The sequence below is a fragment of the Paenibacillus lycopersici genome (assembly GCF_010119935.1).
Taxonomy (GTDB): domain Bacteria; phylum Bacillota; class Bacilli; order Paenibacillales; family Paenibacillaceae; genus Paenibacillus_Z; species Paenibacillus_Z lycopersici.
In genome coordinates, this window is record NZ_CP048209.1 from 5,926,414 (window position 1) to 5,945,819 (window position 19,406).

At 61.5% G+C, this 19,406-nt stretch carries 13 protein-coding genes; 3 read left to right on the plus strand and 10 right to left on the minus strand.

Features of this window, described 5'->3' with window-relative positions:
• From GXP70_RS26055 to GXP70_RS26100, 10 genes are all read right to left on the minus strand, one after another.
• Positions 1 to 870, minus strand: coding sequence for a carbohydrate ABC transporter permease (locus tag GXP70_RS26055; RefSeq protein WP_162359510.1), 870 nt, complete (start codon positions 868 to 870; stop codon positions 1 to 3).
• 3 nt (positions 871 to 873) lie between these two features.
• Complete coding sequence (locus GXP70_RS26060) at positions 874 to 3,141, minus strand: DUF5696 domain-containing protein (protein WP_162359511.1); 2,268 nt, start codon at positions 3,139 to 3,141, stop codon at positions 874 to 876.
• 13 nt (positions 3,142 to 3,154) lie between these two features.
• The gene (locus tag GXP70_RS26065) at positions 3,155 to 3,802 is read right to left on the minus strand and encodes a Yip1 family protein (RefSeq protein ID WP_162359512.1); all 648 of its coding nucleotides are present in this window, start codon (positions 3,800 to 3,802) and stop codon (positions 3,155 to 3,157) included.
• Positions 3,799 to 5,220, minus strand: a complete 1,422-nt coding sequence (locus GXP70_RS26070) for a hypothetical protein (protein WP_162359513.1) — start codon at positions 5,218 to 5,220, stop codon at positions 3,799 to 3,801. The genes GXP70_RS26065 and GXP70_RS26070 overlap by 4 nt, the downstream gene beginning before the upstream one ends.
• A gap of 12 nt (positions 5,221 to 5,232) precedes the next feature.
• The gene (locus GXP70_RS26075) at positions 5,233 to 6,096 is read right to left on the minus strand and encodes a carbohydrate ABC transporter permease (protein ID WP_225442556.1); all 864 of its coding nucleotides are present in this window, start codon (positions 6,094 to 6,096) and stop codon (positions 5,233 to 5,235) included.
• Positions 6,097 to 6,111: 15 nt separating this feature from the next.
• On the minus strand, positions 6,112 to 7,065 hold the full coding sequence (locus tag GXP70_RS26080) for a carbohydrate ABC transporter permease (RefSeq protein ID WP_162359514.1): 954 nt from the start codon (positions 7,063 to 7,065) through the stop codon (positions 6,112 to 6,114).
• A 22-nt stretch (positions 7,066 to 7,087) separates the two neighbouring features.
• Positions 7,088 to 10,099 carry an extracellular solute-binding protein gene (locus tag GXP70_RS26085; RefSeq protein ID WP_162359515.1) on the minus strand — a complete coding sequence of 1,004 codons (3,012 nt, stop codon included), beginning with the start codon at positions 10,097 to 10,099 and terminating at the stop codon, positions 7,088 to 7,090.
• A 475-nt stretch (positions 10,100 to 10,574) separates the two neighbouring features.
• Positions 10,575 to 11,981: an ABC transporter substrate-binding protein gene (locus GXP70_RS26090; protein WP_162359516.1), complete on the minus strand. Its 1,407-nt coding sequence runs from the start codon at positions 11,979 to 11,981 to the stop codon at positions 10,575 to 10,577.
• A 76-nt stretch (positions 11,982 to 12,057) separates the two neighbouring features.
• Complete coding sequence (locus GXP70_RS26095) at positions 12,058 to 13,863, minus strand: cache domain-containing sensor histidine kinase (protein WP_162359517.1); 1,806 nt, start codon at positions 13,861 to 13,863, stop codon at positions 12,058 to 12,060.
• Between the two features lie 15 nt (positions 13,864 to 13,878).
• Positions 13,879 to 16,233: a response regulator gene (locus tag GXP70_RS26100; RefSeq protein ID WP_162359518.1), complete on the minus strand. Its 2,355-nt coding sequence runs from the start codon at positions 16,231 to 16,233 to the stop codon at positions 13,879 to 13,881.
• Between the two features lie 280 nt (positions 16,234 to 16,513).
• Between GXP70_RS26100 and GXP70_RS26105 the strand changes: the two genes are divergently transcribed.
• From GXP70_RS26105 to GXP70_RS26115, 3 genes are all read left to right on the plus strand, one after another.
• Positions 16,514 to 17,239: an SDR family NAD(P)-dependent oxidoreductase gene (locus GXP70_RS26105; RefSeq protein ID WP_162359519.1), complete on the plus strand. Its 726-nt coding sequence runs from the start codon at positions 16,514 to 16,516 to the stop codon at positions 17,237 to 17,239.
• 12 nt (positions 17,240 to 17,251) lie between these two features.
• Positions 17,252 to 17,950, plus strand: coding sequence for a ThuA domain-containing protein (locus GXP70_RS26110; protein ID WP_162359520.1), 699 nt, complete (start codon positions 17,252 to 17,254; stop codon positions 17,948 to 17,950).
• A 251-nt stretch (positions 17,951 to 18,201) separates the two neighbouring features.
• The gene (locus GXP70_RS26115; protein ID WP_162359521.1) at positions 18,202 to 18,576 is read left to right on the plus strand and encodes a YciI family protein; all 375 of its coding nucleotides are present in this window, start codon (positions 18,202 to 18,204) and stop codon (positions 18,574 to 18,576) included.
• The last annotated feature ends 830 nt before the right edge of the window (positions 18,577 to 19,406 follow it).

Here is a 19,406-nt window from a genome sequence, read left to right on the forward strand (position 1 = left end):
TTATTTTTCGCCCGTATACACGATCAGGCGCCGGGTCGACAAGATTACGAGCACAAGCAGCAGGAAGATGAACATGAAATAAATCCAGCCCAAGCTCGAACCATAACCCATCTGAATATTGGTGAACGCGGTATCCTTGATATAAATCATCATCCGGTTGTTAATGTCCGTGAACGAATCCACGCAGGTGTAGACGAGGTTCAGCAGGATGATCGGCGATATGAGCGGCAGGGTGATTTTCCAGAAATTCTCCCATTCCGTCGCCCCGTCGCAGCGGGAGGATTCGTACAGGGAGACCGGAATGCCTTGCAGGCCGGCCAGGAAGAGCAGGACCTGCACGCCCGTCTTCCAGAAAATGACCGTCAAACGGCTCAGCAAGTCGAAGACGAGCTGGGAGAACGTCGGCCCCATGTACAGGAACACTTCGTCCGGTACGCCGATGCCGTTGACGAGCGTATCCTTGCCGACCCCGGCGTACAGCAGCTGCTGCATCGCCAGGCCCGAACCGATCAGCACCGGCAGGAAGAACGCCGCGCGGAAGAACGCGCGCCCCTTCACCTTATGGTTCAACAGAATGGCGATGAACAGCGAGAATACCAGAATGAGCGGCGTGTTGATGACGGCATCCTGGATCACCGAGATGAACAGCGGAACGAACTTCGTGTCCAGCAAGAACGCCTTGTTGAAATTGCCCCATCCGACGGCCCTCAGCTGTAGATCGCCCACGCCTTCTACCTCGTGAAAGCTCAGCCAGAGGGAATACGCGAGCGGGTACAGCATGAACAGGGCGAACCCGATCGCCCATGGCGCGATATAGACGTAACCCGCCAGTTTTTTCTTCGTTTCGAGACCGATGCGTCGCTCTCTCATGGCTTAACCTCCTTTCGGCACGACGATGAAGTCGCGGGCCGGTACGATATGGCCGTCGTCCAGCCTGACGTCCTTGGCCGCGTAGTTGACGACGACGCGGGTGCCGTCCTCGTAGCCGGTCTCGTACAGATCGGCCGCCAGCTTCCGGTGCGTGATCATCGCCTGCGACCAGACGGTCCGCAGCTTCTCGTTCATTTCTTTGTACTGGGTGACGGCCTGCCCGACCCAGCTCGCGTAATCGGAGCTGAACAAGTCGTTGTAATACGTATCTTTCAGTTCGTCCGCGTGGTTCATGGTGAATTGATAGTACGGCATGTACCCGTACTCGACCAATTTGAGATACTGCTGCTGCGGGTCGTAGAACAGGTTCTGCGGATCGCCGGAATACGGAATGAGTCCGTGCACGACCATCTGATAGAGCGGAATAGTCTCGTCGGTGAAGAAATACCCGCTGTCCTCCATCGGAATGCCGAACAGCCGCGACGAATGCTTCAGCGTGTAGCCGTTGCCGCCGATCGAAGCCGCGCTGCCGAACTGCGCTTCGGCCTTGGCCATCATCTCCGTCCAGTGGTCCGCCGTGACTTCCCGCGTCGCCGGATAATCCGGGTTGTAATCGTAGTAGTCCACGTAGCCGATGCCGTCGAAATTAATGCCCGCGATCGGCAGCTTGCGCAGCGGGTTCAGAATCTTGGTTTGGAAATGCTTGTTCTGCTTGCCCGCGCTCAGGAAGAACGTTTCGCTGTACCAGTCGCTTACGGCGAGCTTGTTCGCGCCGACGACGACGTCGGTACGGGTAGAGAACCCGTCGTACCCTTTCCAAGCATCGACGTAGTCGTCCTGAAGGAATAGCTGGATGCCGCTTGACTTCGCGTACTCCGCCAGCGCCTTCAGCCCGCTCTCGCCGCCGAGCTTCGAGGACGGATTATTCCCTGACGGGTACGCCAGATAGCCGCGCGACGTCCATCCCAGCAAGTTCGCCGACATCGTGCCGACGCCCCGCTTCCGCAGGTCGGTCATGATCTTCTTGGCTTCGTCGTAAGTCGTCGTCGGGATGAAGCGGTCGAGCAGGATCCGGTGCTCCTTGATCCCCGTCAGCAGGTCCAGCCCGAACGGAACGGGATCGCCTGCCTTGATACGCGGCTTGATGCCCTCTTCGCTCTCCAGGTAATTCCGGTACGCGGCGGCCATATGGCCGTAGTCGGCCTCCTCGCCGCTCAGGAATTCATAGCGGATCGTATGGTCTTCGCGCAGCAGATCCTTCTCCGGCTTCAGGGCGAGGTTGCCGTTCTTCTTGACCGCTTCGTAGTCGCGCCGGTACACCAGCTCCGACGAGACGCGATTCAAGTTGATCAGGTAGCCGCTCGGCGAGAACAGGATCCGCGCGTCGTATTCGCCCTTCGTGATCATGCCGACGAACGCGTTGTCGCCGACCTTCTGGCCGAAAATCGGCAGCAGAGCGTTCTGTTCCCGCGCGTTGCTGTTTAAATTGATCGTATCCGGTCCGTACACGCTCGCGCTGTAGCCCTTGGAATATTCCGGATGGACCGGCTTGAACGACGCCAGCGCGCCGGCGCCGTCCGGGTATACGGAATACCCTTGGTCATGGTCCGTCGCCGCGCCGAAGAACGGCAGCGGCGCGATCGACATGAGCCAGCTCGAATCCGATTCCCGGACCGAATCCCCCGGGACCTCGACCTCGAGAGCGTCGCCGTTCAGCCGGAAGCGCATCTCGAAGGCGATGCCGAGCCGCTCGAGCTCGTACTGTACGGCGATACCGTTATCGATCGCCTTCGTCGTCATCTTCGGCCGCTCCAGGACGGAGTTCGTCTCCTGCGTCTCCAGCGTAGGCAGCCGGGGATCCGTGAAGGTCAAGTGGAAGATCGAGCGGCTGCTCGCCGTCCACAGCTCGTTGCCTTGGCTGTCGTTCTCCTTGCCCTCTACCGCCGATTCCCATAGATGTCCGCTGCGTTTATCCTTCACCGCGATCGCGGAGTCGCCTTCCCGGAACAGCAGCTCGAGCCGGTCCGACTGCGCGATCGTCTTGTACGCACCCAGCTCCTGCTCCGAATCGGCGGCTTCATCGCCGCTGTCCGCTCCGGCCGCATTCGACGGATCGTCCCCGTCATCCTCGGCATCGGCCGATAACGGCTTGTACTCCTGCTGCGCTCGAGCTACCGCCCGCTGCACGGACGGCAGCGCCAGGAGAACGAGCCCGGCGAGGACGCAGGCGACGGTCGCGTAATAGAGCCATCGCTTTGCTTTCGTCGACATGGTTTCCCCCTCCTCAGTTCTCCATTAAATAGCGCACTTCAACCATGACCTCGCGCACGAATTGAAGCACATGGTTCGTCAGGGCGAACACCAGCCCCGCCGTTCCCCAGAAGACGAGGAAGGCGAAGATGACGAGCAGCAGCACCCCGACCGTTTTCTTGAACGTGTAGTCGTTCAGCACCTTCAGCTGGAGGAAGATCAGCAGCGCCACCCACAGCCAAATGATCGTGCTGATGCCGTGATACATCCCGAGCTCGCCTCGCGAGAGGATCCGCGACAACGCCGCGAGCGGGATGGAGAAGACGATGTAGGGCAGCATAGCGTACGACATCGCCGTGAAAATCTGACTGAAATGCGCCTCGCCGTCCATGATCGACGTGATCAGATAGCAGGCGATGACGCCGGAAACGAGCGGCAGCACGAAGCGGATCAATTCCAGGTTCAGGTCCGCGTTCTCGGGCTGCAGGGACGTAATATGAAAGCTCGTCATGTAGATCGTAACGATCCGGACGCACAGCGTGAGCACGATCAGCACGAAAGCCGCGATCAGGCTCCTCGACTTCTGCAACTCCTCGAAGGCGTCAACCGGATGCACGAGAATGGCGATGCCGAGCCGCAGGGAATGCAGCCCGGACGATTTCACAACCGCCGATTGTGTCATATGCCGTACCTCCTTATGACGGTCGCCGTGATGCGGATCATCCATTTCGCCAGCAGGTAGATGACGTACACGATCAGCGCCGCGGCGATCAGCAGCCAGCCCAGGTACTTGCGCAGGATTTCATGCCGGTACTCGGCGAACGCCTTGGAGTAGCCGTCCTGGTCCTCGCCCAGCTTGAATTCCTTCATCGCCGTCTTCCACTGCTCTTCCTTCATCAGCGCCTTCGCCACGCCGCGGTGGGCCAGCGGGTAGTTCTCGTCGATCGCGAGCACTTCCCTCCACGGCTTAAGCGCTTCCTGGTACCGGCCGTTGTAATGCAGCTGGCTGGCCTGGTGGATCAGGTCCGCGAAGCGCGTCGGCTGGAAAATCTGGATGTTGCCCCGATCCCGGTCCAGCACGTACACCTTGCCCGCCTTGTCGGTGACGATGCTGATGGGATATTCGAACCGGCTCTTCACGTCGCCCTGTCCGCCGAACACGGCCAGCAGATTGCCCTCCTGGTCGTACTGGTAGATCTTGCGGGACATCGCGTCAAGCGCGTTGATGACGCCGTATTGGTCGACGGCCAGGTCGACGAAATACGGCTGCTCCAGCGCGCCGCTCTCGATGGACGACTGGCCGAAGGACGCCTTGCGGTAGATGTTGTCGCCCATGGCGTTGAATTTCTTGATCTGGTCCTTGTCGATGAGCACGGTCGGCGTGTAGATGAAGCCTTTCGCGTCGATCGTCAGGTTGGCGTTCTGCGGCGGGACCGCGTTATTCAGCTGTTCCCGCTGCTCCGGCGTCGCGAGCGTCCGGACGAGCAGCTTCGACCAGTCGAACGGAACGCGGTTCGCGCCGATATAGCCGCGGAACCGGTTCAGCGCGTCGATCATCATGAAGCCGGCGAAATCGTTCTTGTTCAGCACGTAGAGATAGCCGCGGCGGTCCATGATGACCTTGTCCGGGGCGAAATCCAGGTCCTTGCTCAGCAGGCTCGACTCCGGCTTGCCGAACGCCTCGATGAATCTCCCGTCCGGCGAGAGGTGGATGACCTGCCTGCTGCCGGTATCCGCGACGAACATGTCTCCGTATTCGTCCACGAAGATGCCGTTCGGTTGATTGAGCTTGACGCCCTGCTCCTTGCCGTACAGCCCGAGCACCTTGCCGTCCGGATCCAGCTTGACGATCCGGTTGTTGCCGGTATCCGCGACGTACAGCACGCCCTTGCCGTCGATGAACAGGTCGTTCGGCTTGTTCAAGCCGGGCGTGCCCACGTCGAGGATGACGCCGTCGACCGCGTAGGTCAACGGGATCGGCATGCGGTAACCGTACATCGGATCGATCGTATACGACATTTGCGGGAGCGCGTAGGCGGGCAGTCCGCCGGCCAGCAGAAGCATGCAGCCGGCGAGAACGACCACGATTCGTTTAAGCATTCCGTCCGCCCCCTATGATTTGATCCCGGAATGGACCATCGTATTCATGATCAGGCGCTGGAAGAGCACGAAGATGAGAATCGGCGGCAGCGTGACGAGGAACGTGCCCGCGGCGAGCGCCCCCGACCGCGCCACGACGCCCGGTCCGCCGGCCAGCGTCTGGATGGCGAGCGGCAGCGTCTTCATCGTCTCGCTCGTCGTGAACACGAGCGCCGAGAAATAGTCGTTCCAGTTGCCGATGAAAGAGAAGATGATCAGCGTCGCCCAGGCCGGCTTGCTCACCGCCATGATGACGCGCCAGAAGATCTTCCACTCCGAGGCGCCGTCGATGTACGCCGCTTCGATCAGCGCGTCCGGGATCTGATCGAAGAACTGCTTCATCAGGAAGATGTTGAACGCGACCGCGATCTTCGGCAGAATCAAGGCCCAGTACGTATTCACGAGGCCGAGGCTGGATACGATCATGTAAGTCGGAATTTGCGTCACCTGCGGTGCGAACATCAGCGCCGACAGGATGACGGCGAAGATGAAGCCCGCGCCCGGCGGCTTGAACTTGGACAGCACGTACGCGCCGAGGCTGCAGACGAAGAGGCTCAGCGCCACGATGGAGCACGAGACGAACACGCTGTTGAAGATGTACCGCGTGAACGGCACGACCGAGCTGTCCGTCGCCGTCAGCAGATCGTAGAAGCTGCGAAGCGTCGGCTTCTTGACAAGAAACGTCGGCGGATACAGGAACAGCTCGTCGAGCGGCTTGAACGCCGTCGATATCATATAGACGATCGGCAGGGCCGTGAACCCGACCAGCGCGATCATGAACGCGTACAGCAGGCCCCGGTTAAAGCGGGCGACGAATTTGGCAGTGTTGACCGTCACGTCCTTTACGCCTCCTTATAGATCCTTGGACGACAGCAGCTTCATTACGAGTCGTCCCAGGCCGAAGGTCAGGAAGAACAGGAAGACCGCGATCGCCGAGGCGTAACCGAGCTCGAATCGAATGAATGCATAGTCGAACAAATGGGAGATGATCGTGTGTCCCGCGTAGTTCGGGCTCGGCATGCCGGCAATGGCCACGGCGATATCGAAGACCCCGAAAGCGGCCACGATGGAATTGACCGCGCCGAACAGCAGCTGCGGCTTCATCAAAGGCAGCGTAATGTACCACAGCTCCTGGAACCGGCTTGAGATGCCGTCGATCGACCCGGCCTCGTACAGCTCCGGCGATACGTTCTGCAGCCCCGCGAGGAATACCAGGAACCCCGTCCCCATGCTCATCCAGAGCGAGACGATGATGATGACCGGCATGATCGTATCGGGGTCCGTCGTCCACAGAATCGGCTCGCTGATCATGCCCCAGCTCAGGAGCAGGTTATTCAGCAGGCCGTATCGGTCCCCGGAGAAAATGTACAGCCAGACGATGGACAACGCGATCCCGCTCGTGATGGACGGGACGTAGAAGGCGAGCGAGAACAGCATTTTCGCCCGCAGCGTATTAATGATCCACGCGAGCAGGAACGAAAGGCAATAACTCAGCGGCCCGCCGATGATAGCGAACACGAACGTGTTCTTGATCGACTTGATGAAGATGTCGTCTTCCAGGAACAGCACGCTGTAGTTGGAGAGACCGACCCACTTCGCGGGCTGCAGCATGTTGTAGTAGGTGAAGCTCAGATAGATCGACTGCACGACCGGCACGACGGTGAACATGATGAAGAGGATCAGGAAGGGGCTGAGGAATAAATACCCCAGCGCCGTCTTCCTTCCTGCCTGCGACAGTTTAAACCGCCGTTCCTTCCCCGCCGCCAGCCGAAGCGGATTGTCCGCGATTTCCACGCTGCGTTCCATACCGCTCCTCCTTCCGCGGAAGCTAATCCGGGGTGAACCCGAATTCCTTTTGCTTAGCCGCCAATTCCTTGTTGATATCTTTAATGCCCTGCTCCAGCGACTCGCGGGCGTTAGCCCCGCCGAGCACGACGCGGTTCCACGCGTTGTCGATGTTGCGCGCCGTGAAGTAGCCGCCGAGCACGTAAGGCTGTTCCTTGTAATACTTCCATTGGTCGGTGAGCGCCTTCAGGTCGTCTTCCGGCCATGGCAGCTGCTTGAACGCCTCGACGTTGGCCGTGTTCCAGCGCGCTTCTACGCCGAGCAATGCTTCCAGCTCCTGGCCGAACTGCTCTTGGCTCTCCGTGCTCGTCCACCATTTCAGGAACTCCCAGGCTTCCTTCTGATGCTTCGATTGTTTGAAGATCGCGACGGACTGCGCAAGGCCGCCGCTCGTCCGGTCGATCGTCCCGTCCGGCTTCTCGTGCCCCGGAGACGGCGCGACGCCCCAGCGTCCCACCAGCTCCGGCGCCGCGGTCGACATCAGCACGTAGGTCTGATAGTCCGCGATGCCGATCGGCATCTCGCCGGTACGGAAGCGGTTGAAGAAGTTCGCGTTGACCGGGAACTTGTAGTTCGTGTACAGCTCCGTCCATTCCGTGAACGCCTGGAACGCTTCCGGTGAATCGAGGCCGGACTTCATCCCGCCGTCCCGGTAATACTCGCCGCCGTTCTGATAGAGGAACGGCATGAAGCCGAGCGACGTGATCGGATAATACATCTGCATGCCGTTCTGCTGCAGCACGGGGAGCATCGCGTAGGCGTCATTCCAGGTTTGCGGAATCGAGACGCCGAGTTCCTTCAAGATGTCCTTACGGTAGACAAGCACGTTGAAGTCCTGCGTCTCCGGCAGCGCGTAGCTGCCGCCGTTGTATTGGAACGGGATGAGCGCGCCCGGCAGGAAACGCTTGCTGATCTCCGCGTAATCCGGAAATTTCGACAGGTCGACGGTCGCGTCGCGGATCGCGAACTCGACGGGCAGATGCGCGTCGACGCCTGTCGCCACGTCCGGCGCTCTGCCGGAGCTGGCCGCAAGCAGGAGCGTGTTGACGGAGCCGGAATTCAACTGGCCCGCGGGCAGCGTGTTGACGTTGATGCGGATGCCCGTCTTCGGCGTGAAGTCTTCTTCCGCCATTTCCTTCATAATCTCCGCCCATTCCTTGCCTCGGGCTACCCATACCTGCAGCACAGGGCCTTCATCGTCCGCGGACGATGACGCTTCCTTGCCATCCTCGCCGTAGACGCTGCCGACGCCCGTGTAATCCTTCGTGAAGGAGGCCGCGAAATTCTTCACCGTGCTGACGGCCTTCTGCCAGAAGCTCGATTTCACGTTCGGATATTTCGTATCCGGCGCGCTGATCAGCAAGTAATCCAGCACGAGCGGCACGTTCTGCAGCCCCGTCAGCAGCGTGCTGAGCGACGTCTGGCTGTTGCTCAGCTCGGACAGCTGACGCGGAATGGAGTCCGGATTGGCGACCATCCGTTCGAAGGTGTGATTCATCATTCGCAGGCTGCTGACCGTACTCGGCACGCTGTCGGACAGCGCCTTGAGCGCGTTCATCTGCACGAGCAGATCGTCGGCAATCGTCTTCAGGTCCGTGATGAGCTCGGGCACCTTCTTGCCCAGCTCGTACTCGAAGTTCGGATCCGGCGTCGGCCCCGTCACCATGATGATGCGCCGGTAGAGATCCGACAGCCGCTGCGTGTCCGCCGTCAGCGCTTCGATGATGGACCGGTAAGGCCCGATCTCGGCGACCATCGTGATCGTATGCTCGCCCGCCGTCAGCGGCACCAGAAGCGGCTCATCCTTGCCCGCAGCCTTATCGGCCGTGTGCAGCGTTTCGATCCGCCAGCTGCGGGAGTACGGGAACGGGTACAGCTCCAGCTCCTTGTACGGCACCTTCCCGTCGATCTGGATCTGGCGGTAGGACGGCAGACCGTCTCCCCACCACTGCCCGGCCTTGAGCCCGATCTTGTACAAGCCGTCCTTCGGCACCGTGAACGTCCATGTCGCCTTCTGGCCGCCCTTGCGCCAGCGCCAGTCGCCGAAAGCGTTCAATCTGATGCGTCCGTCGCTTGCCGGCTCGGCCTTCGGATCGCCGTTCGCCTCCCGGCGAATCGTCGGATCGGATTTGTCCGGATTGTCCTCGGCCTGCACCTTGACGTTAACGTCCGCCGCCGGCGCGTATCCCGCCGCTTCGAAGCCCTGCTTCGCGTCGGCGTAGGTCTGCGGATCAGCCGGCGTCGTCAGCGTCAGTCCGCCGATCGCCACCGCCTCCGCCAGGAAGCCGAGACGGATGACATGCTTGCCCTTCGTCAAGTGAAACCGGAACGGCTCCGGATACTGGCCGTTGCCGTCGTCAAGCGTCTGCTCCATCCATTGCGGCTGCTCGACCTGCTTCGGCCGGACGTCGTCGCCCTGATTGTTGCGGCCCGGTTCGCCCTGATCGACCCAGTTGCGGTAGAAATACAGCCGCTCCGCCTCGCGGAACGGATGCTGCCCGTCGATCAGCAGATCGCGCTGGACCGGCAGTCTCTTGCCCGCCAGGGGGTAGTAGGCGACGTTCAGGCTGTACAAGCCGTCCTGCGGAACGTCCGCCGTCCATTCGATCCATTCCGTCGCCTTGTCCCACACGAGCGCCCCGGCCCGGCCTTCCAGCTCCTTCGCCTCCGGCTTCGCGCCCCCGAACGCCGTGTAGCCGTCCGCCCGAAGCGCGATATCCGGCTGCCCGGCGGGCTGCACCCCTTGCTCGATGTACCCGGCCAGCGTCTTCGCGTAGGTCGGCGCCAGGATCGCGTCGACGCCGAGCGAATCGCCCTCCGTCAGCGGAACGCCCTGATTCAGGTTGCGATCCCGCAGCCGCTCGCCGGCGAACGTGCGGGTCCCGTCGGACACGGCCGACGCGATGACGAGACAGACGAGCGCGCACAGCATGGTTCTCTTGCCCTTCAACACCAATTTCCCGTGCCGGTTCAAGCCCTTCACCTCTTTTGTCATTCTGTTCGCTTGCCTTCTTGCGCGTAATCCCGCACCCGCCCGGCATGTCGCGGCAGGCTCGGGATTCGTTATGAAACCGCATCCAATTTTAAGTGTAGCGGCATTTCGCCCGCCTCGTAACTGGAGCGTTTTGAGGTTTGGTGCAGTATTTTGACCCGGTTGCGTCCGATTGCCAAGAGATGACAGGAGCGAAGCCGCCCCGGCCACGACGAGGCCGGAGGCGGCTGATTGCCGAAGGCGATTGCCGGCTGCCGCAATTTAAGCTGGCTGCCGCAATGCGCGATTGCGAGACAAACTCGGTTGACACGCAGCATTTCATTCGTCGCGCTGGATTCCATTCATCGCGTTACATTCTATCGCAACGCTGCATTGCGCTGCATTCAATCGCCGTGCTACATTAAGCTGCATTCAGTTGCCGCCGGTTGCCGCCGCGCAGTTCCGGATTGCCTCGCCGAGCAGGCTGAACCAGCGGCGCTCAATTCTTCCGCTGCCCGGGATCCTCCCGCACGGGAGCGCCGTCGCTCGCCAGCACGTCAAGCTTCGCGTCCACCTTCCGCTTCAGCCCGTCGAGCAGCGCCTGCGGCTCGCCCTGCTGCTTGATAGCCAAATTCTGCACGCGGTACATCTCGTCCCACAGATAGCCGCCGACGGGCGAGACCGGCCGGAACCGGGCATGCTCCAGCAGCTTCACGAATACGTCCAGATGCTCTTTCGTGTCCAGCCCCAGCCGGGCGTTGACCTCCGGGATGCAGGTCAGGTCGTACTTGCCCGCCGCGGACCGTCCGGCCCACAGCAGCGAGCCTTCCCGGCCGGCGACGTAGCGCATGAACCGCCACGCCTGCTCCGGGTGCTTCGCGCCCTTCGGCATGACGAACGACCAGCCGCCCGACCACGTCACGTCGGCCTTGCCGTCAACCGTCGGCATCGGGGCCACGCCCCATTCGAACGTCGCCGATCCGGTATCGTTCAGCAGCCAGTTGCCCTCGATCGAGAAGCCGACCCTGCCGGAGAGGAACGGGTTCAGACCCGCTTGCCTGAGCTCGTCCGAGAAGGAGGCCAGCTTCCCGGCATTGTATTTGCGGGCATACTCTTGCATCCACTGCAGCGCCTGCACGTTGGCGGGATCGTCGGGCGTCAGCTTCCCTTCGCGCTCCCATTCGCCGCCGAACGCCCAGCCGTACGTATAGAGGAAGCCCTGCGCCTGCCAGGGAATGAAGCCGACCTGCTTGTATTTTCCCTGGCTGTCGGCCTTGAACATGCGCGCCGCCATCGCGTCCAATTCGGCGATGGTCTTCGGCGGCTTCCCGGGATCGAGCCCCGCTTCCTCCATCAGCGTCTTGTTGTAGAACAACGCGCGGCTGTCCACGTTCCACGGCAGCGCGTAGGTCCGGCCCCTGTACTGCGTTTCCGACCAGACGCTCGGGTAATAGAGGCCTTCCATGCCGTCCTTCCGGGACTGCTCCGTAACGTCCTCGAGCGCGCCTTTCGCCGCCCATTCGTTCACGACGAACCGGTCGAACAGCGCGACGTCCGGTCCCGAGCCGCCCGCAATGGCCGTCAGCAGCTTGTCGGAAGCCTGCGAGTTATCGGAATTCTCCACGAACGTCATGCGGACCTTGATATCGGGGTTCTCCTCTTCGAAGGAGGAGACCACCGTCTCGTAAAACTCCTGCTTGAAGCCTCCGCTCCACGGAAACCAGAAATCGATCGTCACCTTCTCCCCGCCCGATCCCCCTGCCGCTGCCCCCGTCTGCTCCACCGGACCCGCGTCGGCCCGGTACAGCCCGTTGTCGAACGCCTGCAGCAGCAAGCCTGTCGCGACAAGCAGGAGCAAGAGCAGAATCCCCGCCGCCGCTTTCCCCTTCAGTAACCGCTTCTTCACCCGTATTCCCCCTTCTCGAAGCTGCGCTTCGATTGACGACCGCGCATCGTCTCCGCCAACGCGGCCTTGTTTCCCATCAGCCGGTCAGCCTCGACGACTTAACGGTCCGCAGCGGAATCGTGAGCGTGACGCGCGTGCCCGCCCCCAGCCTGCTGTCGAGCTCGATGCCGTATTGCGGCCCGTAAGCGATCCGAATCTGGGCATTGATGTTGCGCAGCGCGAAGTGACGCCCCTGCACGTCCGCTTCGCCCCGACACAGCAGCTGCCGCAGCTCCGTCAGCTTCTCCGGCGGCATGCCCGCCCCGTCGTCGACGACGACGAACTTCAGGCAGCCGTCTTCGCGGCGGAACACGACATCGAGCCGCCCTTTGCCCGGCTTCTTCTCGAGCCCGTGGTAGATGGCGTTCTCGACGAGCGGCTGGAAGATCGATTTCAACACCCGGCAGCTCCCAAGCGACTCGTCCACGTGCAGCCGCAGCGTGAATTTGTCCTTGTAGCGGATTTTCTGGATCAGGATGTAGCTGTCGATAAGCTGCACGATTTCCCCGATGTCCACCTCGTCCCGGCCTTCGTTCAGGCTGAGGCGCAAATATTTGGACAAGCCGAATACCATCGTGCTGATGTCGTCGACCTTATGAATCCGCGCGATCCAATGGACGGAGTCCAGGGTGTTGTACAGGAAATGCGCATTGATCTGGGACCCGAGCATCTTCAGCTGCAGCTCCTGCTCCAGCAGCTTCTGCACGTAGAGCTCGTCGATCAGCGCTTTGATCCGCGACACCATGTCGTTGTAATGGAGAAACAGGTAGCCGAACTCGTCGGCGCGCCGCTCCGCGATGCGCGTGTCGAAATCGCCGTTCTTCGCCTTGCGCATCGCGCCGATCATCCGCTGCAGCGGCTTGTGCACCGACGAGGCGATGAGAACGGCAAGCAGAATGCCGATTACGAAGCAGAACAGGCCGAGCGTCAGCACATACCAGCGAATGCCGAGCGCCTCCCGCTTCAGGTCCGCGCTCCGCAGCAGGCCGACGAGCGTCCAGTCCGCGGCGCCCAGCCGGTCGTAGACGACCAGCTTCTTCTCGCCGCCCAGCGTCCGGTTCAGCATGCCTTCCTTGCCCTGCTTGTCCGGCGGCTCGAACAGGTACGTAGACGCCAGACCGTCCTTGTTGCCGACGATCATGCCCTCCCTGTCGATCAGCAGGTTCGTGCCGGAGCCGTCGTAATCGACCTCCCCCAGCAGCCCCGTCAATTCCGAGGCGTCCACCTCGTACAGCACGACGCCGAGGATTTCGCCGCGGTTGCCGACGTCCCGCTCCGCGCGGCCGAAGGACAAGACCGAATCCGCGCTCCCCTCCCGGATCAGGGAGGGACCGATGCCGAAATAGACGATGCCCCCGTCGGCGTCGCGGATCTTGCTGTACCATTCTCCGTCCGGCGCATCGAAGGCGTACGGGTTGTAGACCGGCGACGAGTCCCGCGGCGAATACCGGTAAGAATGTCCCCGCTCGCCGAGCAGGTAAATATTGACGATGTCGTTCCGGGAGTTGATCGTGTTCGCGAGGAACGCCGTATTGGCACTGTTCGTCTCGATGCGTTCCAGCTCGCTGCGGTAGTTCCCCGCCAGCTGCTTCTGGATGCTCTCGCTGCCGAGCACAAGCGACGACCGGTCCGCGTAGCCCGTCAAAATCCCGTCGATCCGCTTGCTCATCTGACGCACGTTCTGAAGCGCCATGCCGCCGACTTTGGCTTCGATGATAGCGGCCGACTTGTCGTAAGAGAGATAGCCCATGACGGCGATGATGACGAGCATGCTCGCGGCATAGCAGACGAACACTTTGGCGCCGACAGAGGCCAGATTGGATTTCCGGAACACCTTGAGCACGATGATTCTAGCCTCCTACGCGCCGTAATTGCGGAACTGGGTCGGGGTTATTCCCTCCCACTCCTTGAACGTCCTGACGAAATGCCGAAAATCCTTGTAGCCGACGAGATCCGCGATTTCGTAGATTTTCAGCGGCGTTTGCCCGAGCAGCTCCTTCGCTTTGGCGATCCGGATGCGAATCAGGTATTTGCTGAGCGGCTCCCCGATCTCGTCATGGAACATGCGGCTGAAATACGACGGGTTCAGGTAGATGGTCTCGGCGACGTCGGCCAGGCTGATGCCCCGTTGATAGTTGTCGTGAATGAAGCGCAGCGCCTTGTCGACGGCGCGCCGCTGGCTCATGCCGCCGGTCGCGCCTTCCGGACAGCCGGCCGCGAAGACCTCGAGCGCGGTCCGCTTCCAGTCTCGAAGCGGACAACGGTACAGCTTCAGCTTCGCCTGATACGAAATCTCGGCGGGCTTGAGATGCTCCCGGCGTTTGGCCAGCAGCAGGTCGACGAACAGACTCAGTTCGTCGCGGACGGCAAGGGCCGAACCGCGTTTCGCCCAGCAGCTGAGCATCGCCTCCTGTTCATCCAGCAATTCCGCCAGTCGGCGCTCGTCCGACAGGAGCATGGCATGGACCATCCGATTGGTCAAGGCGGTGTCGAGCAGCTCCGCCTTGACGGCGGATTGCGCATGCTCGCCTTCGGGCTGCCGCCAAGCGTCCTCCGCATCCGCGGCTGCCTCCGGCTTGTCCGCGCATGGGGCGCCGCCGGCTGCAGCTGCGCGATCAACGGCAGCGGCGTGCCGGCAGCGGTCATCCCCGCGATTCGCGCCCTCGTATTGCCGGCTCCCGGCACCCGGACGGTACTGGCCTGCGTTCTGCCAGCCTTCGGCATCCGCGCGATTCGCGCCTACGGGATGCCGGTCTCCGGCATCCGCGTAATCCCGGTCCTCCGCTTGCCCGACGACGGCGCCCGATCGGCTTGCGCCCGCGGATTGCCAGCTTCCGCTATCCGGGCGATTCGCGCCTGCGGACTGCCAGCTCCCGCTATCCGCACGATTCGCGCCCGCGGACTGCCAGCTCCCGCTATCCGGGCGATTCGCGCCTGCGGACTGCCAGCTCCCGCTATCCGGGCGACTCGCGCCCGCGGACTGCCAGCCTCCGGTATCCCCGCGATTTGCCCCCACGGAATGCAGTCCTCCCGCATCGGCGCAATCCCGTTCATCCGCCTGCCCGACGACGGCGCCCGATCGGCATGCGCTTGCGGACTGCCGGCTTCCGCTATCCGCGCTTTCCTCGCCCGCGGACTGACACGCGCCGCCAATCGCGCTTTCCTCGCCCGCGGACTGCCACGCGCCTCCGACATCCCAGCCTCCGTCATCCGGGCAATCCTCGTCTCCGGTCCGCCGAATCTCGTCTTCGCCGCCATATACCCGGCCGCCGCCGTCGACGAAATAGTCCGCGCAATTTGTAAGCGCTTCCCGAAAAGCCGAAAATAGCTGTGTCCGGTCGACCGTGCCGCTCAAGCCCGCGCTCATCCGTATGCCGAGCACCTGCTGCGCTTGCTCGACGGCCCGCTTAATGGCGATCCGAACAGCGGCAGCGGCCGCGTCAGGGGAAGCTTGATTCCATCCGGCGCCCGGCGCACGCTGGACTTCGGCCGAGACAATGACGACCGTGTCTGCGTGAACATCCTCGTTCCGCGGACAGGCAAAGGCGCGTACGCCCTGCTCCGCCAGCAGCTCCTCCAGAAGCTTGCCCGCAGCGTAGCGCATCAGCGCGCAGCCGTCCGGGCTCAACTCTCTGTCGCCCCAATCGTGGACGACGGCGGACAGCACGACGAGCCTGTCCGGATGCAAATCGATGCCGAACGCCTGCCATGCCGGCTGCAGCTCGCGCTCGGCCAACGGACGCGTCAGGCAGAGCTCCAGATGCTTCTGCCTGGCAAGCGGCACGCTCGTCCGGGCAAGGTCCGTCAGCGTCTCGAGCTTGGCGGACAGCATGCGCTCCTCCCGGATTTCGGCGGCGCAGCGGTCGACGATGCCGAGCAGCGTCTCCTCCTCGATCGGCTTCAGAATATAATCGAATGCCCCCAGCTTGACGGCCTTCTGCGCATATTCGAAATCCCCGAAACCGCTGATCAAAATGATTTTCGCGGCGATTCCGCTCCTCCTCGCTTCTTCCATCAGTTCCGTCCCGTCCATGGCGGGCATCCGAATATCCGTAATGACAATATCGGGCTTCTCCGCCTTCAACAGCTCCAGCGCCTGCCGCCCGTTCTCGGCCTCGCCGGCCAGATAGATGCCGCGCGCCTGCCAATCGACAGTCCTTTTCAACCCTTCCCGAATCCACAGCTCGTCATCGACGATAATGAGTTTCAGCATCATATTGCTCCCTTCGCGAGTCGCCGTGCTTGCTGCACCAACCTCTTCTCTTAATCTTACCGAAGCGCGAGAGACGGCAAAATGATGCTATTTTTGGATTTGGTGCGGTATCTTTTGTTTTCCATCCGCTTCCATACCTGTAATCAGCCGTTCCGGCTCAACTCGTCCAGACGATTGCCGACTCGCCGCGGCCCCTCTATAATGAAGCTGAGAGCGGGAATACCCGCATGACATGGCCTTATGCTTGCACCCGTTCGATGAAGCAATGGAGGGAGAATCCATGACACGACAACGGCAGGTTTGCATTACCGGCACCGACCGCGGGATCGGGCTCGAACTGGTCAAAGGCTTGCTGCGGACGGGCTGTACCGTTTATGCGGGAGGCATCGCCAGTCCGAACCCCGAGCTGGAGCAGCTGAAGGAGCAGTTTCCGGGACAGCTGCACGCCTTCGCGCTTGACGTCGGAAGCGACGCCAGCGTTCAGGAAGCCGCGGAACGGATCCGCGGCCTGACGCCTGCGCTGGACATGCTGATCAACAACGCCGCGCTGCTCGGCGACACCGGGAAGACGGTGGAAGACAAGCTGGATTTTGACGAGATGCAGCGGGTGTACGACGTTACGGCCCTCGGCGCGATCCGCATGGCGAACGCGCTGCTCGAGCCCGTCATGAACGGCGGCAAGCTGATCGTGAACATCAGCTCGGAAGCCGGCAGCATCGGGAACAGCTATCGCGAAGCCTGGTTCGGCTATTGCATGGCCAAGGCCGCGCTGAACATGGGCTCGACCATCATCCACAACCGGATTCGCAAGGACGGCGGACGCGTAATGCTGCTTCATCCCGGCTGGGTCAAGACGTTCATGAGCGGCACCTGGAACGACGCCGGCACGCATACGCCGCAGGAAGCTGCGGCACATATTCTGAGGCGGATCGAAGAACGCCGGGGCGAGCTGCGCGAGCGGCCGCTGTATCTCGAAGCGGATACCGGCAACGAGCTGCCGTGGTAAGGGGAGAGGACGATGAGCGAAACGAACGGAAACGCAGCGTCTGTCGGCGAGCGGACGGCTAACGCATCGAACGAGCAGGCGGGTCCCGTGCGGGCGCTGCTGCTCGGCGATTTCACGAATGCCCCGTGGCACCCGCTGGAGCCGGCGCGCCTGGAGCTTCAAGCGATTTTGGCGCCGGAGTTCGAGCTGACCGCGACCGAGGATTACGCCGTCATGGGCCGGCTGAGCCTGGAAGACTATCCGCTGTTCATCTCGTATGCGGATTGCTGGAACCGCCCCGTCGCGCCGGAGCTGACGGCCGGCCTGCTGCGGTACGCGGCCGGCGGAGGCGGACTCCTTGTCATTCACAACGGCATTTCGCTGCAGAGCAGCAGCGAGCTTGCCCAGCTGGCCGGCGCCCGGTTTACCGGCCATCCGCCGTATCAGCCGCTCCGGTATCATCCGCTTGCGAACCATCCGCTGCTCGAAGGCGTCGAGCCGTTCGCGCTGGATGAGGAGCCGTACATGTTCGAGCTCGACCCGATCGCCGCGCGGACGGAGTTCCTGGCCTTCGAATTCGAGGGCAATCGCTACCCCGCCGGATGGGAACGCACTTATGGGCTCGGCAAAATCGTCTATCTCCAGCCCGGGCATCACGCGCCTTCGTTCAAGCCCGCCTCCTACCGGCGGCTTGTGCGCAATTGCGCGCGCTGGGCCAGCGGACGTTCATAAGCCCGATCGCATAACTGCCGAACATATTACAGCGTAAAGAGCCTTCGTTTCCGCTTTCTCAGGCGAAAACCGAGGCTCTCTGCAAGGCGGCAATGCCGGGCTTGCCGAAGACTTGCGCGGGATTCGCCGCTTGCCGCACTCGAGCGCTAATAATAATTTTAATCGTGCTGTCGATCGGACCGCGTATCCTTCGTCGTTTTAAATAGAGGCAGGAATGGATGCTTCAATCGAACGTTAGAGGAGAAATGACAATGAAATTCCTTTGTTTGGGTTACTTGGAAGCCGCGAAGATGGATGCCCGCCCTGAGGAAGAGATCGCTGCCGCCATGCGCGAATGCCCGCCTCACCTGGACAATTTCTACGGGAGCGGACAAGTAATGCTCGATGCCGGTCTCGCTTCCGACACGAAATGCTTGCGGCGAACCAATGGGAAAGTGAACGTGACGGACGGTCCTTTCAGCGAAGCGAAGGAGATGGTCGGCAGCGCTTTCCTCATCGAAGCGCAGGACATGGAGGAAGCGATCCGGATCGCATCCTTGCATCCGGCCGTGCAGGTGGATGCAGGCGAGCCATTCGGGTGGGGGATTGAGATCCGTCCGATTAACTACTTCGAATCGAAAATCTAGCGTCGGCTGCCGATCTGCGGATTAATCGCTTTCATTGCACGACGAAGGGGCCATCATCCTGATGGCCCCTGGCTGTCGAGAAAGTACTCGGTTCCTCGGCATTGCCCATGCCGGCTAAGTCGTCTTCATGGGCAACGGACACAGAATCCGTTATTTGGTGGAAATCGGTAGGTTCGGGTTGGCGAACGGACACAGGATTCGTTATTGCCTCCGGAGAGCATCGAAAGTCTGCCTTTTTGACGAAATAAAGGATCCTCTGTCCGCGAGCATACTAAAAGCCATGAAAACGGACAAATAGCGGATCTCCTGTCCGGATGCAATGCTTTTCGCAGACAGGGCCGCTGCCTATCTCTCCTTAAACGATGTAATCCAAACAGCTAGAGCTGTCTAAGCGGGGGAACGGGACGCGGCCGCCAGAACTGCCCGAAGTCAGCCGTTCAGGTTTTACGAGCCATTCCGTGTCATCAAACCCGGGTTTCTCTACATGCTGAAACCATCATCTTGATGGCCCCTAAACTTGCCGTAACGAGCATTACGATGAACGGTTCCGATATGCAGACAAGTGTTGTGCGGGCAAGCGATGTGCAGACAGATGTTGTGCAGGCGCGCGATGTGCAAGCGGGCGATGTGCAGGCAGGTATTGCGCGGGCGGGTCTTGTGCAGACAGGTGTTGTGCGGGCAAGCGATGTGTGGGCAAGCGATGTGCAGGCGGGCGAGCAGGCTAACTTGTCGAGCGAAACGCCTACCGGACTTGCAAGCCGCGCTGATTCGCCCGTCCAGCATTCTATGTCCGTTTGCCTTGGCACCGCTCCACACGCTCCTGCCAACAC